General features: G+C 38.3%; 14 protein-coding genes, 1 tRNA gene, 3 rRNA genes and 1 pseudogene. 4 read left to right on the forward strand and 15 right to left on the reverse strand.

Annotation, left to right across the window (positions count from 1 at the left end; all coding sequences use genetic code 11):
- The first annotated feature begins 76 nt into the window (after window positions 1–76).
- Window positions 77–670, forward strand: a complete 594-nt coding sequence (gene mobA, locus GYM76_RS09990; protein ID WP_220225372.1) for a molybdenum cofactor guanylyltransferase MobA — start codon at window positions 77–79, stop codon at window positions 668–670.
- A 115-nt stretch (window positions 671–785) separates the two neighbouring features.
- On the opposite strand, the gene GYM76_RS09995 is transcribed toward mobA, so the two are convergent.
- Window positions 786–1,817: a low specificity L-threonine aldolase gene (locus tag GYM76_RS09995; RefSeq protein ID WP_220225373.1), complete on the reverse strand. Its 1,032-nt coding sequence runs from the start codon at window positions 1,815–1,817 to the stop codon at window positions 786–788.
- A 62-nt stretch (window positions 1,818–1,879) separates the two neighbouring features.
- Here GYM76_RS09995 and mobB point away from each other — a divergent pair, with 62 nt between their 5' ends.
- On the forward strand, window positions 1,880–2,374 hold the full coding sequence (gene mobB, locus GYM76_RS10000) for a molybdopterin-guanine dinucleotide biosynthesis protein B (protein WP_065563835.1): 495 nt from the start codon (window positions 1,880–1,882) through the stop codon (window positions 2,372–2,374).
- Window positions 2,375–2,419: 45 nt separating this feature from the next.
- On the forward strand, window positions 2,420–3,112 hold the full coding sequence (mtgA, locus tag GYM76_RS10005) for a monofunctional biosynthetic peptidoglycan transglycosylase (protein ID WP_065563836.1): 693 nt from the start codon (window positions 2,420–2,422) through the stop codon (window positions 3,110–3,112).
- Here the strand turns inward: mtgA and cobB are convergent.
- The 3 genes from cobB to GYM76_RS10020 are packed head-to-tail and all read right to left on the reverse strand — an operon-like array spanning window position 3,109 to window position 5,480.
- Complete coding sequence (gene cobB, locus GYM76_RS10010; protein WP_220225374.1) at window positions 3,109–3,801, reverse strand: Sir2 family NAD+-dependent deacetylase; 693 nt, start codon at window positions 3,799–3,801, stop codon at window positions 3,109–3,111. The two genes, mtgA and cobB, sit on opposite strands and share 4 nt — an antisense overlap.
- 46 nt (window positions 3,802–3,847) lie before the next feature.
- The gene (locus tag GYM76_RS10015) at window positions 3,848–4,657 is read right to left on the reverse strand and encodes a hypothetical protein (RefSeq protein WP_220225375.1); all 810 of its coding nucleotides are present in this window, start codon (window positions 4,655–4,657) and stop codon (window positions 3,848–3,850) included.
- Window positions 4,641–5,480, reverse strand: a complete 840-nt coding sequence (locus GYM76_RS10020; protein ID WP_220225376.1) for a VanW family protein — start codon at window positions 5,478–5,480, stop codon at window positions 4,641–4,643. The genes GYM76_RS10015 and GYM76_RS10020 overlap by 17 nt, the downstream gene beginning before the upstream one ends.
- A gap of 147 nt (window positions 5,481–5,627) precedes the next feature.
- On the opposite strand from GYM76_RS10020, the gene GYM76_RS10025 reads away from it, so the two are divergent.
- Window positions 5,628–6,317, forward strand: coding sequence for an aspartate/glutamate racemase family protein (locus GYM76_RS10025; RefSeq protein ID WP_220225377.1), 690 nt, complete (start codon window positions 5,628–5,630; stop codon window positions 6,315–6,317).
- 4 nt (window positions 6,318–6,321) lie between these two features.
- Here GYM76_RS10025 and GYM76_RS10030 read toward each other — a convergent pair whose 3' ends face one another.
- The 11 genes and pseudogenes from GYM76_RS10030 to GYM76_RS10080 all read right to left on the reverse strand — a co-directional run bounded on the left by GYM76_RS10030 (window position 6,322) and on the right by GYM76_RS10080 (window position 16,778).
- Window positions 6,322–6,531, reverse strand: a complete 210-nt coding sequence (locus tag GYM76_RS10030; protein WP_220216218.1) for a helix-turn-helix transcriptional regulator — start codon at window positions 6,529–6,531, stop codon at window positions 6,322–6,324.
- Between the two features lie 75 nt (window positions 6,532–6,606).
- Entirely contained in the window at window positions 6,607–7,188 is a 582-nt protein-coding gene (locus GYM76_RS10035; protein ID WP_220225378.1) for a DUF2975 domain-containing protein, read from the reverse strand.
- Window positions 7,189–7,356: 168 nt separating this feature from the next.
- Window positions 7,357–8,217 (reverse strand): RNA polymerase sigma factor RpoH, encoded by an 861-nt coding sequence (gene rpoH, locus GYM76_RS10040; protein ID WP_065733540.1) that lies wholly within the window; start codon window positions 8,215–8,217, stop codon window positions 7,357–7,359.
- Between the two features lie 163 nt (window positions 8,218–8,380).
- Window positions 8,381–9,349 carry a permease-like cell division protein FtsX gene (gene ftsX / locus GYM76_RS10045; RefSeq protein WP_220225379.1) on the reverse strand — a complete coding sequence of 323 codons (969 nt, stop codon included), beginning with the start codon at window positions 9,347–9,349 and terminating at the stop codon, window positions 8,381–8,383.
- Window positions 9,349–10,008, reverse strand: a complete 660-nt coding sequence (gene ftsE, locus GYM76_RS10050) for a cell division ATP-binding protein FtsE (protein ID WP_220225380.1) — start codon at window positions 10,006–10,008, stop codon at window positions 9,349–9,351. Before ftsE ends, ftsX begins: the two co-directional genes overlap by 1 nt.
- A gap of 9 nt (window positions 10,009–10,017) precedes the next feature.
- Window positions 10,018–10,941 (reverse strand): annotated as a pseudogene (gene ftsY, locus GYM76_RS10055) (signal recognition particle-docking protein FtsY); the annotation flags it as partial.
- 149 nt (window positions 10,942–11,090) lie between these two features.
- Window positions 11,091–11,657 (reverse strand): pseudouridine synthase, encoded by a 567-nt coding sequence (locus tag GYM76_RS10060; protein ID WP_220225382.1) that lies wholly within the window; start codon window positions 11,655–11,657, stop codon window positions 11,091–11,093.
- 79 nt (window positions 11,658–11,736) lie between these two features.
- Window positions 11,737–11,852, reverse strand: a 5S ribosomal RNA gene (rrf, locus tag GYM76_RS10065).
- Window positions 11,853–12,005: 153 nt separating this feature from the next.
- Window positions 12,006–14,904, reverse strand: a 23S ribosomal RNA gene (locus GYM76_RS10070).
- Window positions 14,905–15,111: 207 nt separating this feature from the next.
- A tRNA-Glu gene (locus tag GYM76_RS10075) sits at window positions 15,112–15,187 on the reverse strand.
- A gap of 53 nt (window positions 15,188–15,240) precedes the next feature.
- Window positions 15,241–16,778 (reverse strand): 16S ribosomal RNA (locus GYM76_RS10080).
- The 16S, 23S and 5S rRNA genes sit together here with 1 tRNA gene alongside, the layout of an rRNA operon.
- Window positions 16,779–17,028: the final 250 nt, after the last annotated feature.

Here is a 17,028-nt window from a genome sequence, read left to right on the forward strand (position 1 = left end):
ATTTTATGTCTAAAAAATAACTTTGCTATATAGTAATGTTATTTTGCTTTTTGGCAATGTAAAAGAGAAAGAATTTATGGAAAAACTGCCTATTACTGCTATTATTTTAGCTGGTGGTCAGAGTAACCGCATGAATGGTGTGGATAAAGGCTTGATGTTATTAGCTGGGAAACCACTTTTTCAACATGTAATTGATCGCATCAAACCTCAAGTCGATTTTATAATGATTAATTGTAATCAGCATGCTGATCAGTATGGCTCGCTAAACTACCCTATTTTTGGTGATGATTTAAAAGGATTTTTAGGGCCGCTTGCCGGAATCTATAGTGGCTTATTACGAAGCAATACAGATTGGAACTTATTTGTTAGTTGTGATACCCCTTTTTTACCAGATGATTTGCTCGCTCGATTAGCAAAATTTTCAGCTACTCATCAAGCTATTTTTCCTTTTGATGGTAAGGATAATCATCCAACCATTTTATTAATCAATAAATCTGTCATTGCTCAACTAAAAAAATATTTAGAAAACGGTGATCGCAAACTGATGCTGTTTTTAAAGAAGATTCATGCAACTGCTGTTAATTTTAGCGATACGCCTACTAGTTTTATCAATATTAATACAGTTGATATGCTAGAAAGTGCCAATTTGGCAATTGAGGCGAATAAATAAATCACAAATCGGGCCTTTTTATGCATTAGCTTATTGATTTTTTTGTTTAAAAACCCCGTTCCTCAACTTTTTTTATATTTTAATTATTAACAGTTTGATAGATAAAAACTTACTGTCATTTTTTAAGCAATTTTTTTAATTCTTGAGCAAAGCTTTCTATTTCAACTTCTTGTGTTGACCACGAAGTGCAAAAACGTAAACAAATATGGTTTGGATCACTTTGCCCTAAATTATCCACAGCATAACGTGAAGTAATTTTTTTGGCTAATTGATTCGGTAAATTGACAAACAGCTGGTTGGTTTGTGGTTTGGCTGCAAAGGTGAATCCCTCATTTTCAAATAAGTTTGTAAGTTTTTCAGCCATCATATTGCTATGTTTGCCTAATGAAAGATAAAGGTTATTTTGCATTAACGCTTTAAATTGTACAGCTATAATCCAACTTTTAGCTAATATTGCTCCTTTTTGTTTCATATTAAAACGGAAGTCGCGATTAATATTATGATTGTTAAATACCAACGCTTCACCAGCAAAACCACCAACTTTAGTGCCACCAATATAAAATACATCGGTATACTTGGCTAAATCAGGGAAAGTAATGTCATTATCTTTAGCGCCTAATGCCATAGCTAAACGCGCACCATCTAAATAAAGATATAAATGATTTTTTTGACAAAATTGATACAGTTTTTTTAGCTCTTGTTTGGTATATAGGGTACCTAATTCGGTAGTGTTGGAAATGTATATGAGCTTTGGTTGGACCATGTGCTCGTCACAATGATAATCTAAAACAGGTTTTATGGATTCTGGTGTTAATTTTCCATCTTCAGTTTTCACCGTTACAACCTTATGCCCTGTGGCTTCAATTGCACCCGTTTCATGCACATTGATGTGTCCGGTTTCCGCTGCAATCACAGCCTGATATGGTTTTAGTATATGTGAAATGGTTGTTAAATTGGTAATTGTCCCACCAGCTATAAAATGTATGTCTGCATTCGGGGATTTTAATCTTTTCCTAATCTGATCGATTGCATCATTACAACAATCATCTAAGCCATATCCAATCAACTTTTTATTATTGATATTGATAAATTCTTCTAACAATTTAGGGTGTACTGTTTGATTATAATCATTTAAAAAATCGTACATATCATTAATCTTGTATAAAATAATATTTACGTTTAAATATAGCACGTTATTGTTGAGAATCTATGAATAATAAAAAAATTATTGGTATTACTGGATATAGTGGATGTGGTAAAACCACTTTGCTAAAAAAGATTATTCAGTTAATGGTTTTGCAAAATATTAAAGTAGGTTCATTAAAACATGCCCATCATGATATTGAGTTAGATATCCCTGGTAAAGATAGTTATGAGCTACGCAAATCGGGGGCATTACAAACTATTGTTGCCTGCGATAAACGTTACGCATTGATTGAAGAAACACCAGATACCCCAGCAGATCTAAAAACGCTTATTAATCGGTTTACCGATGTTGATGTGATATTAATTGAGGGATTTAAAGATGAACAAATTCCTAAAATTATGTGTCATCTAAAACAATGTCAAAAACCATTATTTATTGATGATTTTACCATTGCTGTTGCTAGCGATGAGCCGTTAATAACATCTTTACCTGTATTAGATATTAATCAACCAGAGCAAATTGTGAATTTTATAAATAATTATTTATTTTGCCGTTAATATATCGTATTTTACTTAACTGTTTTTTTAACTAATATTATCATTATGAAATTTCGACTAAGAAAAACTATAAGCATTGCCAAGAAAGTCCTAATTGGATTAATGCTTTTCTCTGTTTTTCTTATTCTGCTTATGCGTTGGGTTAATCCTTGGGGTTCCATGCTGATGGTCGAAAGAAAGATCGCTAACTGGAATATTAATCAACAACGAATTTGGAAAGATTGGGATCAAATTTCAGATAATATTAAGATTGCCGTTATAGCTGCTGAAGATCAGCAATTTGCCAATCATTGGGGATTTGATTTTAAGGCAATAAACCGTGCGCTAAATTATAATAAAAATAATAGAAAAATCCGTGGCGCCAGTACCATCACTCAGCAAGTTGCGAAAAATATTTTTTTATGGTCATCGCGAAATTGGATCCGCAAAGGTGTTGAATCATGGTTCACAGTTTGGATTGAGCTTATTTGGTCAAAGCAACGGACACTTGAGATTTATTTAAATAGCGTTGAATGGGGGGAAGGGATTTTTGGTATTGAGGCCGCCTCACGCCACTACTTTGGTGTCAGTGCAAAGCAATTAACCAAAGAGCAAGCTAGTTTACTGGCTGCAATTTTACCTAATCCTAGAAAATGGAGTCCAGTTAATCCTAATATCCTTACACAAAAAAAAGCAAAATGGATCCTAGGCCAAATGGAAAATTTAGATACGAAAAAATATTTGAAGAAACTTAATTAATTAACGCTTAATGTTTCTACAAATTCAGGCACAATTTTACTTGCTGGGCCGTAAATTTTGGTTTGAAATAAACTTTCCCCCAAACTCGGCTCTAAATTGAGCTCAACAGTTTTTGCCCACGATTGATTAGCAACCTCTACAAAACCCGCTGCCGGGTAAACATTGCCCGATGTACCAATCGAAATAAAATAGTCAGCTTGTGAAAGCGCATGGTAAATTTTATTCATCTCTAATGGGATTTCACCAAACCATACTATGTGAGGACGAATAAGCTTATTTTTTACATAATCCACATCTTGATGACAATCAATAATTTGCCCGGTTTGCTCATTACGAACTTTCAATAATTCGCCATGCATGTGAATAATATTTTTAGAACCCGCCCGCTCATGAAGATTATCAACATTTTGTGTCACAATTAATACATTTTCACTGCCGAGCTTATGTTCAAGCTCAGCTAAAGCAAAATGCGCTAAGTTTGGTTTTACCTCAGGGCTTTGTAATTTTTTTCGTAGCATATTATAGAAAGAATGGACCGCAATGGGATCGCGACTATAACCTTCATAGGTTGCAACATCATTAACATCATACCCTTCCCACAATCCATTTTGTGCACGGAATGTCGATAGTCCAGATTCCGCAGAAATACCCGCACCAGTTAAGATAACAAATTTAGGTTTTTGCAGCATATCTATCTTCCTTCTTATTAATAAGCCTTATTATCAATGAAACAGATTATTGACTATATTCTGTCGTAAATATATGTAAGGCTGGTTTGCTTAACTTTTGATATTGACTATAAGCTGTTGCTACTTCAAATTTTATTTCATCTTTTGATTTACCATCCAACCAACTATTGATCATAGCATGAATACTATAAGCTTCTGGCGCCATACGGTGCAAGGTTAAGATCAACGGGTTAATACCTAAACGAGATAGTGGTGGTGTAAAATATTTCTGACTTTTACAAGCAAATACTGCTGCATAGCGTGATTTTTGTTTTTCTTGAACATTTTTGGGTAAAGTATCCCAGCGTAAATTATCGGGTAAATAATTTCGCCATGACCACTCCATTAAAGAGTCATGACCGATATAAATAACTAAATTGGCTTTTCCCCCTGCGACAATTTGGGTATTATTGATTGAATAAGAAGCTTCTTTCTTCCCAGCTGAATAGGTTATAAAATCATTAACAGCATCATCAATATATTTACCATCATAAGCCTGTGCTATAAGATAAACATCTTTTGTTTTATGTTTATAAATTATTTCTTCCAAAATTTTACTATTCTCTGGTTTATTTATTTTTACCTGTTGCCACTCTTTTTGTTTATTAAAATAGGTTTTAAAACCATAGGCCGCGCCCCAATAAAGATTATTTTTTGGATCTTGACCATTACCAATTGCGGCCGGAACGGGTACAATGCCTTGATACTTATTATCACATAATGCAACAACGACATGAATTACTTTGGGATCAGCAAAACATGAAAAGGAAAAACACATAATTAGCATTAATAATAGATATTTACTCGCTTTCTTCATTAGTTATCAATTCTCCATTCACTTCGTATTTTACAATTACATTATTTTTATACATCATTTCTGAACAAATACATGCCGGGGCGCCGCCGACATTGTTTTTGGTCATGGTGTCTCTCCAAATTTCATTTTTTCTATAGATAACACCTTGCCTTTTAATAAAGGCATGCTGCTTTTCATAAACATGATAGCTGTATTGTCTTTCTTCATCACATAATAGCTCACCTTCTAGTTGGTGCTCTCCAACATGAAGCATAATTTGAAACGTTTTATCGGTAGGATTATGAATAATAAGATCAATATAATTATAAAAAACAGCGGCACCCGAACCAAAAGGCAACACTCGACCATCATCAGGAAAAGGATCAAAGCTATGATTTGCTCGTTCGACTATTTGGAGTTCTGAATGGAGAGCTAACCAATGAATTAGATTACTAATCTGACATATACCACCGCCAATACCGGAACGAGCTACACCAAATGAAAGTTCCATTCCATTCAAAAATCCTCGCTTTTTAGTTGGTTTTCCGACTAATCGGCAAAACGAAAAATATTCACCTGGTTTAATTAAGATTCCATTTAACGAATCCACTGCAATTTTTAGATTTGTGACTTTATTGTATTGAAGCTGAATATCGCTGTTACCCAATCGACGTATTAATTTGGATGTATGTTTTTTATATCGATATGGTAAACGTAAATCATGACTACGTTCTAAGCTATATTGACGCGAAGAACAATACCAGAACAAATGACGAAACAAACGACGCTGATTTACCCTTAACCAATAAAGTAAGGGATGATAACTTGATAACGGTTTAGACATTAATTGTTTTTTATCTTAAATTCCAATAAGATAAATTATAACATTAGTACTATTTTTTGAGAGAAGAGATGCATAAACTTTTAATAATAAACTAAAAGATATCTTAAAGAAGTTATATTATGATTTAGTACGTTAAGGATGAATAAAATGAAAACAATAGGTTTAATCGGCGGGATGAGCTGGGAAAGTACCGTGACTTATTATCAAGTTATCAATCAAAAGGTAGGACAATCATTAGGAGGATTACATTCAGCGAAAACACTTTTATATAGTGTCGATTTTCAAGAAATTGAACATTGCCAAGCCAATGGTGAGTGGGATAAAAGTGCGCTTATTTTAATTGATGCAGCGAAAAGACTAGCATTAGCTGGGGCAGATTTCATTGTGATTTGTACCAATACTATGCATAAAGTCGCAGATCAGATTCAAGCAGTCATTGATATTCCCATTCTTCATATTGCTGATGTTACGGCACAGCACTTAATCAAAGAAAATATTCAAACCGTTGCTTTGCTTGGAACAAAATATACGATGGAACAAGACTTTTATAAATCAAAACTGATTAATAAAGGATTAAAAGTGCTTATTCCCGATGAGCAAGATAGAATGATCATCAATCAAATTATCTATGATGAACTCTGCCATGGCATAATTAAGCCAAGCGCTAAGCAAGCTTATCTTAATATTATTGATAAACTTGTTAAGCAAGGTGCACAAGGCGTTATACTGGGTTGCACCGAAATTGGTTTATTAATCCAACAGAAAGATTGTCTGACGCCGTTTTTTGATACTGCTTTATTGCATGCCCAGGAAGCCGCCTTATTTGCAATAAGTTAATCATTTACTCTTTATCATTATATTCCAGTATATCACCCGGTTGGCAATCTAAATGTTTACAGATTGCCTCGAGGGTTGCTAGCCTGAATCCTTTTACTTTACCTTGCTTAAGTAATGATAAATTTTGTTCTGTAATGCCGATTGCGGCCGCTAAGTCTTTGGATTTAACTTTGCGTTTAGCCAGCATCACATCTAAATTTATAATAATTGCCACATTAAGATCCTATTAAATCAGTTTCCAGGTTAACGTCATTGTATCGTACTTAACGTTATTATTTATATGCCATATTTAGATAAACTGTCTATTTTCTTCGGCGATCTGACAGGCTTTTTTTAAGATCTGACCAACTAGCATAATACTGATTGCTAAAAGCAGTGTCATAAAATCTTCGCTAGTAAACGCTACCGTAAAATAACGCTCTGGTTGATTGTAACTTAATATTGCCGTTATTACCGGTTCTGAAAGTACGCCCATTACCGCCCAAATCACCAAAAATTTACCAAAGTTATAACAGTATTTTGTTGATTTAACGGAAAAATAGTCCGCTTGCGCAAAATTAACCAGCATTAATCGTAGTTGATTAAAAGCATAAATTAAAATAACAATTCTGCCGGTATCAATAAGTGTTGCTAAGGCAGCTTGCCAAAAGTTTAGGCCTGTAGAAATGTCGATACTATCATCCATTGTAGTGGAAATGAAAAAAGAATATCCATCCGATCCAAACCCAATATTGTTCTTATCAAAAAAGTAAAATAACAAAGGCGATATCGTTCCAATCAGCATACATAAGATAGGGATCAAAATTAATACTGACATCAATTTACAATATTGATTTAAGCGAGTCTGATTTTTAGCTATATCTGTGTTCATTTTTATTTCCTTTTGGTTAAATTTACCAAATAGAGTATAAGCTGAGGGAAATAAAAAAACAACAATTTATTAAAGTAAAACGATAATAATTTATCGCTATTCACTTATTTGTGATTATAAAAAAGCCTTGCTGTTTAACGGCAAGGCTTCAAAAAATTAACTAATTATTTATGCTTCAATAGCAACACGTAGTTTTTTCATTGCATTTTTTTCGAGTTGGCGTATACGCTCAGCCGAAACACTATATTTATCAGCCAAAACCTGCAATGTTGATTTGCTATCATCAGCATCTAACCAACGCGCTTTAATAATATCTTGGCTACGCTCGTCTAATTGAGATAATGCATCATGTAATTTATCAGTTGCATCATTTTCCCAATTGTCATTTTCAATTGATTTAGAAAAATCAGAATTAACATCTTCTAAATAAAGCGCAGGAGCAACAATTGAATTATCATCGTCATCACTATCAATATCAAATGACATATCTTGCGCTGACATTCGTGATTCCATCTCTAGTACATCTTTACGACTTACGCCAAGCTCATCAGCAACCATATCAACTTCAGCACTATTAAACCAACCTAAACGTTGTTTATTTTTTCTCAAATTAAAAAATAATTTTCTTTGCGCTTTAGTGGTTGCGACTTTTACAATACGCCAGTTTTTTAGTACGTATTCGTGAATTTCAGCTTTTATCCAGTGTACCGCAAAAGAGACTAAACGTACTCCCATTCCTGGATTAAAACGACGTACCGCTTTCATTAAACCAATATTACCTTCTTGAATCAAATCAGCTTGTGGTAAACCATAACCAGAATATCCACGCGCAATATGCGCAACAAAGCGTAAGTGAGACAAAATTAATTGTCTTGCTGCATCAACATCATCATGATAATAAAGTCTTTCACCTAGAGACTTTTCTTCCTCAGCTGTTAGCATCGGATAAGTATTTATCATACGAAGATATGATTCAATATTTCCTTGTGGGATTAAAGCACCTGCTTGCATTTTTAAATCAGTACTCATTTAATTCCCCCCTTAAATTAGACTAATTTTGTTACATCTTACTGGTGTAACAATTTAAATTCTTTCTTTTAATTTAGACCACTAAAATGTGATTTAGTTCACATTTTTATCATAATTTTTATTATGTAGGATCTGGTAAAAATGGCAAATATTTAATCCACCATTATGAAGCTATAACCATTTTATTCAAATACTTTTTAGTAGCAATAAATGCTGAAAACCAACCTATAATCATCGAGAATAAGATAATTAATAAGCTTTCATCCCATGAAAGACCATTTATATTAACTATTGTTCCAAAAACATCCGATACATGCAACATGGTTGAATCTATTTGAAGGATAAATACTTTCGATAGAACCAAAGCCAAAATAGCACTAATTAATCCAGTAAAAATACCATTATATAAAAATGGTCGTAAAATAAAGCCTTCCGTTGCCCCAATCAATTGCATAACCATAATCGTTTGCCTGCGAGCAAATATATTTAACCGAATGCTATTCCCAATAACCAGTGACACAGCAATGATCATAAAGATTGAAATCGTCCATACTATTGATTTGACCATATTGGTTAATGCCGTTAATCGCGTAAACCAACTGTCATCAAGCTGTACATCATCGACACCATCTATTTTTCGTAATTGTGCTTGTAGATCGTGTAATTTATTAGTTTGCTTAGCTTCTTCAACTGGAAAAATAATAGCAACAGCAGGCAATGGATTGTCAGCAAGTAAATCAAGTGCATCATCAAATCCTGACCAAGTTTTGAATTCATCGCGTGTTTCATCTCGAGAAAGATAAGTCACATTTTGAACTTCAGGAATCGTTTTAAATTTGTCAATTAAATTATTAGTTTGCTCTGGCGTTAGTGTTTTGTTTATATAAACTGTTACGTTAGGAGTTGGATACCATTGCTCTGCTGCTTGATTTGCATTTTTTAATAGTAAATAGCCTATTGTCGGTAAAGTAATTGAAATAGCAATAACAAAAATAGTCAGCAAAGAGGCAAATATATTTTGATAAAAATAGTTAAATACATTATGCCATGCATAGCCAATCTGCCTTTTCCAACGCCCTAAAAAGCTATTATTCTTTTTTTGTTTAGATGGTTTAATCTTGGCCTTTATCATCAACTTTTAACCTCTAAACGTCCTTGATTTAAATTGAGTATTCGATGGTGTTTTCGACGAATAAGCCCCATGTTATGCGTTGCCATCAGTACAGTTACACCAGTCTGGTTAAACTCTTCAAATAATTTCAATATATCTTTTGAAAGTCTATCATCTAAATTACCAGTAGGTTCATCAGCAAGTAATACGGTTGGGCGATTAACAATAGCTCGAGCTATTCCTACGCGCTGTTGCTCCCCGCCAGATAATTGTATTGGATAAAATTTCATTTTATCAATCAATCCAACTTTATCTAATGCTGCTGAAACTCGTCTTTTAATTTCTTCGGCTGGCTTTCCTAAAATGATTAATGGAAAAGCCACATTCTCATAAACAGTATGATCTAATAATAATTGGTGATCTTGAAATATCATACCTATTGTACGGCGCAAAAACGGCACTTGATGTTTTTTTAAACGAGAAACATCAACACCATTAAGTAATACTTTACCATCATTCGCTTTTTCTAAACCACAAATCAAACGCATTAATGTGCTTTTACCTGCACCTGAATGGCCTGTTAAGAAAGCCATTTCCCCTTGTGATAAAGTAAATGTTATATTTTGCAAAGCTGGCTTTCCACCAGAATAAACTTTACTAACACGTTCAAATCGAATCATGATTTATCTCTATTCTTCTGCTTCATCAAACAGTGCGTTAATAAAATCATCAGCAACAAATGGTCTTAGGTCTTCTATTTTTTCACCGACACCGATATAACGGATTGGAATATTAAACTGATCAGCAATGCTGAATATAATACCACCTTTCGCAGTACCATCTAATTTAGTCAATGTCATCCCTGTTACACCAACAGCTTCATTAAATAATTTAGTTTGACTAATAGCATTTTGGCCTGTTCCTGCATCTATTGTTAACATGATTTCGTGAGGAGCAGTTTCATCTTGTTTTTTAATTACTCGTACAATCTTTTTCAATTCATCCATCAGATGTGATTTATTTTGCAAACGTCCTGCAGTATCAGCAATTAATACATCAATATTTTTCGCTTTTGCAGCTTGAATGGCATCAAAAATTACCGATGCAGAATCAGCATTAATGTGTTGTGCGATTACTGGGATATTATTACGTTCACCCCAAACCTGTAATTGTTCAACAGCAGCAGCGCGAAAAGTATCGCCAGCTGCAAGCATAACTGATTTACCTTGTTGTTGAAATTGACGAGCTAATTTACCAATTGTCGTCGTTTTTCCAACACCGTTTACACCAACCATCAATATAACAAAAGGTTTGTGACTTTTTATATTTAGAGGTTGTTGAGCACCATCTAAAATAGATTTCATTTCATTTTTTAATAGATCATGTAATGCATCAGCATCTTTTAATTCTTTTCTTGAAGCTTGTTGTGTTAATGTGCTTATTAATTTTTGTGTGGTATCGAAACCGACATCAGCAATAATCAATTGCTCTTCTAATTCTTCAAACAGTTGATCATCGATCTTTTTTCCTTTAAATAAGCTAAGAAAGCCAGATCCTATATTTTGTTTAGTTTTAAAAAGACCTTTTTTTAAACGAGAAAAAAAACCTTCTTTTTTTTGTTCAATCATAAATAACTTATCCCATGATCAATATCAATGATCATTTTATCTTATTTTATTATAAAGCCCAACGTATTCGATCAAAGAGAGTCATATTATTGATCTATTTGATCCTTGAATCTTTTAAGGTTCGTGAATTAAATTTAATTAATATAAAGATCGTTGAGAGTAATGGATCGCCATTCGCCTTGGGGTAGGTTGTGAGTAAATAAATTATACTTGCCAATCTGAACTCGAATTAAACGTAAGCAAGGAAATCCAACGGCGGCACACATTCTTCTAACTTGTCGATTTTTTCCTTCTGTTATAGTAATACTTATCCATGAAGTGGGAATTGTTTTGCGTTCTCGAATAGGTGGGACTCGTTGCCACAAATTAATAGGCTCTTCCAAAAAATCCACGATTGCAGGTGCGGTGTGAAATTCCTTTAATTGTACACCACTGATTAATTTATCAATCGCTTGCTTATCAATTAACCCTTCAACTTGTACCCAATAGGTTTTAGATAATTTAAATTTTGGAGAACTAATTTTAGACTGCAATTTACCATCATTGGTCAGTAATAATAATCCTTCACTGTCAGTATCTAAACGACCAGCAGGATAAAATCTAGGCATGGATATATAATCTTTTAATGTCTGATATTTTTCATGAGCAGAAAACTGTGTCACGACATTAAATGGTTTATTAAAAGCGATTAATGAACTCATTCTATCCTCAGAAGAATTAAATAACCTTAGAATGCAAAAAAGCCCAGCATTGCTGCTGGGCTCTCGCTCTAATTTAAAAGTCTGGCGGCACCCTACTCTCACATGGGTAATACCCACACTACCATCGGCACTACGGCGTTTCACTTCTGAGTTCGGCATGGGGTCAGGTGGGACCACCGCGCTATTACCGCCAGACATATTCTGTCTTCTCTTTCTTTCAACTGATGATGATTATCACATATCTTCACCAATCGCTCAATCCGGAACAAACTGTTTTATTAATCTTTAACCATCTTTCGATGATTTCTTACTCTCAACTTCGCGTAACCCAAAACAACTCCGAGTTGTAAGGTTAAGACTCTCGGTTCATTAGTATCAGTTAGCTCAATGTATCACTACACTTACACACCTGACCTATCTACGTCTTAGTCTCAAACGGACCTTACTGAATCTCTTCAGGGAAAACTCATCTCGAGGCTAGTTTCGTGCTTAGATGCTTTCAGCACTTATCTATTCCGCACGTAGCTACCGGGCAATGCAATTGGCATCACAACCCGAACACCAGCGGTGCGTTCACTTCGGTCCTCTCGTACTAGAAGCAAACCCTCTCAATTTTCCTACGCCCATGGCAGATAGGGACCGAACTGTCTCACGACGTTCTAAACCCAGCTCGCGTACCACTTTAAACGGCGAACAGCCGTACCCTTGGGACCTACTTCAGCCCCAGGATGTGATGAGCCGACATCGAGGTGCCAAACACCGCCGTCGATATGAACTCTTGGGCGGTATCAGCCTGTTATCCCCGGAGTACCTTTTATCCGTTGAGCGATGGCCCTTCCATTCAGAACCACCGGATCACTATGACCTACTTTCGTACCTGCTCGAGCCGTCACTCTCGCAGTCAAGCTAGCTTTTGCCATTGCACTAACCTCCTGATGTCCGACCAGGATTAGCTAACCTTCGTGCTCCTCCGTTACTCTTTGGGAGGAGACCGCCCCAGTCAAACTACCCACCAGACAGTGTCCCTTACCTCGATTCAGAAGTATAGGTTAGAACATCAAACATTAAAGGGTGGTATTTCAAGGATGACTCCATGCATACTGGCGTACACACTTCATAGTCTCCCACCTATCCTACACATTAAGGCTCAATGTTCACTGTCAAGCTATAGTAAAGGTTCACGGGGTCTTTCCGTCTTGCCACGGGTACACCGCATCTTCACGGCAATTTCAATTTCACTGAGTCTCGGGTGGAGACAGCCTGGCCATCATTACGCCATTCGTGCAGGTCGGAACTTACCCGACAAGGAATTTCGCTACCTTAGGACCGTTATAGTTACGGCCGCCGTTTACTGGGGCTTCGATCAAGAGCTTCTGCTTACGCATAACCCCATCAATTAACCTTCCAGCACCGGGCAGGCGTCACACCGTATACGTCCACTTTCGTGTTTGCACAGTGCTGTGTTTTTATTAAACAGTTGCAGCCAGCTGGTATCTTCGACTGATTTCACCTCCATCCGCGTGGGACTTCAATTAACATCAGCGTGCCTTCTCCCGAAGTTACGGCACCATTTTGCCTAGTTCCTTCACCCGAGTTCTCTCAAGCGCCTGAGTATTCTCTACCTGACCACCTGTGTCGGTTTCGGGTACGATTAACTATAACCTGAAGCTTAGAGGATTTTCCTGGAAGCAGGGCATCAATTACTTCACTACCTTAGTAGCTCGTCATCACGCCTCAGGGTCTCAGTGACCGGATTTGCCTAATCACACCCCTACACGCTTAACCCACCATCCAATAGGTGGTAAACCTAGCCTTCTTCGTCCCCCCATCGCAGTTATAGCCAGTACGGGAATATTAACCCGTTTCCCATCAGATACGCCCTTCGGCCTCTCCTTAGGGGTCGACTCACCCTGCCCCGATTAACGTTGGACAGGAACCCTTGGTCTTCCGGCGAGCGGGCTTTTCACCCGCTTTATCGTTACTTATGTCAGCATTCGCACTTCTGATACCTCCAGCATGCCTCACAACACACCTTCTACGGCTTACAGAACGCTCCCCTACCCAATACACTTACGTGCACTGCCGCAGCTTCGGTGCATAGTTTTAGCCCCGTTACATCTTCCGCGCAGGCCGACTCGACTAGTGAGCTATTACGCTTTCTTTAAATGATGGCTGCTTCTAAGCCAACATCCTAGCTGTCTAAGCCTTCCCACTTCGTTTCCCACTTAACTATGACTTTGGGACCTTAGCTGGCGGTCTGGGTTGTTTCCCTCTTCACGACGAACGTTAGCACCCGCCGTGTGTCTCCCATGATTGAACTTGTCAGTATTCGGAGTTTGCATCGGGTTGGTAAGCCGGGATGGCCCCCTAGCCGAAACAGTGCTCTACCCCCAACAGTTATACATGAGGCGCTACCTAAATAGCTTTCGGGGAGAACCAGCTATCTCCCGGTTTGATTGGCCTTTCACCCCCAGCCACAGGTCATCCGCTAATTTTTCAACATTAGTCGGTTCGGTCCTCCAGTTAGTGTTAACCAACCTTCAACCTGCCCATGGCTAGATCACCGGGTTTCGGGTCTATACCCTGCAACTTAACGCACAGTTAATACTCGGTTTCCCTTCGGCTCCCCTATTCGGTTAACCTTGCTACAGAATATAAGTCGCTGACCCATTATACAAAAGGTACGCAGTCACTATTACCCAACGGTAACAGCTCCCACTGATTGTACGTACACGGTTTCAGGGTCTATTTCACTCCCCTCCCGGGGTTCTTTTCGCCTTTCCCTCACGGTACTGGTTCACTATCGGTCAATCAGGAGTATTTAGCCTTGGAGGATGGTCCCCCCATCTTCAGACAGGATATCACGTGTCCCGCCCTACTCTATAAGCTTCCACATAATGCATTTTCATGTACGGGACTTTCACCCTCTATCGTGCGACTTTCCAGACGCTTCCACTAATACATTATGCTACCCGCTTGGGCTACTCCCATTTCGCTCGCCGCTACTTTGGGAATCTCGGTTGATTTCTTTTCCTCGGGGTACTTAGATGTTTCAGTTCTCCCGGTTCGCCTCATCTGACTATGTATTCATCAGATGATAGTGCAGTCGCCTGCACTGGGTTTCCCCATTCGGACATCAACGGTTATAGCGCCTTTTATCGGCTCACCGTCGCTTTTCGCAGATTAACACGTCCTTCATCGCCTCTGATTGCCTAGGCATCCACCGTGTACGCTTAATTTCTTAACCTTACAACTCACAGTTGTCTTGGTTTTAATTACGCTTTTTTCTCTTTTCTACTTCATTACATTCATATTTTCATACAAATGCCTTCCGTAAAAACGAGAACTCGTTTCTTTCAGCTTGTTCCTAATTGTTAAAGAGCTTTATCTTTCTATTCATTCGAATATCAAATAAATACAAAAATAATTTTATTTTAGAAATAATCTCATCTGATGGCGTCCCCTAGGGGATTCGAACCCCTGTTACCGCCGTGAAAGGGCGATGTCCTAGGCCTCTAGACGAAGGGGACTTAATTATTTCTTATTAAACAAACAATCTGTGTGAACACTTACGAGCACTTCGTAAGGAGGTGATCCAACCGCAGGTTCCCCTACGGTTACCTTGTTACGACTTCACCCCAGTCATGAATCACACCGTGGTAAACGCCCTCCCGAAGGTTAAGCTATCTACTTCTGGTGCAACCCACTCCCATGGTGTGACGGGCGGTGTGTACAAGGCCCGGGAACGTATTCACCGTGACATTCTGATTCACGATTACTAGCGATTCCGACTTCATGGAGTCGAGTTGCAGACTCCAATCCGGACTTAGACGTACTTTCTGAGGTCCGCTTGCTCTCGCGAGGTCGCCTCCCTTTGTATACGCCATTGTAGCACGTGTGTAGCCCTGGTCGTAAGGGCCATGATGACTTGACGTCGTCCCCACCTTCCTCCGCTTTATCAACGGCAGTCTCCTTTGAGTTCCCGACCGAATCGCTGGCAACAAAGGATAAGGGTTGCGCTCGTTGCGGGACTTAACCCAACATTTCACAACACGAGCTGACGACAGCCATGCAGCACCTGTCTCACAGTTCCCGAAGGCACTCTCGCATCTCTGCAAGATTCTGTGGATGTCAAGACCAGGTAAGGTTCTTCGCGTTGCATCGAATTAAACCACATGCTCCACCGCTTGTGCGGGCCCCCGTCAATTCATTTGAGTTTTAACCTTGCGGCCGTACTCCCCAGGCGGTCGATTTATCGCGTTAGCTTCGGAGCCCATCACTCTAGGCAACAAACTCCAAATCGACATCGTTTACAGCGTGGACTACCAGGGTATCTAATCCTGTTTGCTCCCCACGCTTTCGCATCTCAGCGTCAGTATCTGTCCAGAAGGCCGCCTTCGCCACCGGTATTCCTCCACATCTCTACGCATTTCACCGCTACACGTGGAATTCTACCTTCCTCTACAATACTCTAGTTAACCAGTTTTAAGTGCAATTCCTAGGTTGAGCCCAGGGCTTTCACACCTAACTTAATTATCCGCCTACATGCCCTTTACGCCCAGTCATTCCGATTAACGCTCGCACCCTCCGTATTACCGCGGCTGCTGGCACGGAGTTAGCCGGTGCTTCTTCTGTAATTAACGTCAATTGATGCACCTATTAGATACATCACCTTCCTCATTACCGAAAGTACTTTACAACCCGAAGGCCTTCTTCATACACGCGGCATGGCTGCATCAGGGTTTCCCCCATTGTGCAATATTCCCCACTGCTGCCTCCCGTAGGAGTCTGGACCGTGTCTCAGTTCCAGTGTGGCTGGTCATCCTCTCAGACCAGCTAGAGATCGTCGCCTTGGTAAGCCTTTACCTTACCAACTAGCTAATCCCATATGGGTTCATCAAATGGCGCATGGCCCGAAGGTCCCATGCTTTGGTCTCTCAACGTTATGCGGTATTAGCAGTCGTTTCCAACTGTTGTCCCCCTCCATTCGGCAGATCCCCATACTTTACTCACCCGTCCGCCACTCGTCATCAAGTGCAAGCACTCATGTTACCGTTCGACTTGCATGTGTTAAGCCTGCCGCCAGCGTTCAATCTGAGCCATGATCAAACTCTTCAATTTAAAGTTTGATGCTCAATAACTGTCTCTGACATATTCAAATGAATCTTCAGTGTCACTTATCAAGACTTAATTTTTTCAGTCCGTAGACTTTTAATTTTTTGTCTCGCAAGTGCCCACACAGATTGTCTGTTTCTTCTTTTTAAAGAGCTGACAGCTTTAAGTTAACTTCTCAATTTCTTGCTTCAGTTTGCTGTCTCAAGGGCTGCGTATACTACGCTACACCTTTTTATTCGTCAAGATCTTTTTTCAA

Origin of the sequence: Gilliamella sp. ESL0443, from assembly GCF_019469165.1 — a bacterium.
Taxonomy (GTDB): Bacteria; Pseudomonadota; Gammaproteobacteria; order Enterobacterales; family Orbaceae; genus Gilliamella; species Gilliamella apicola_E.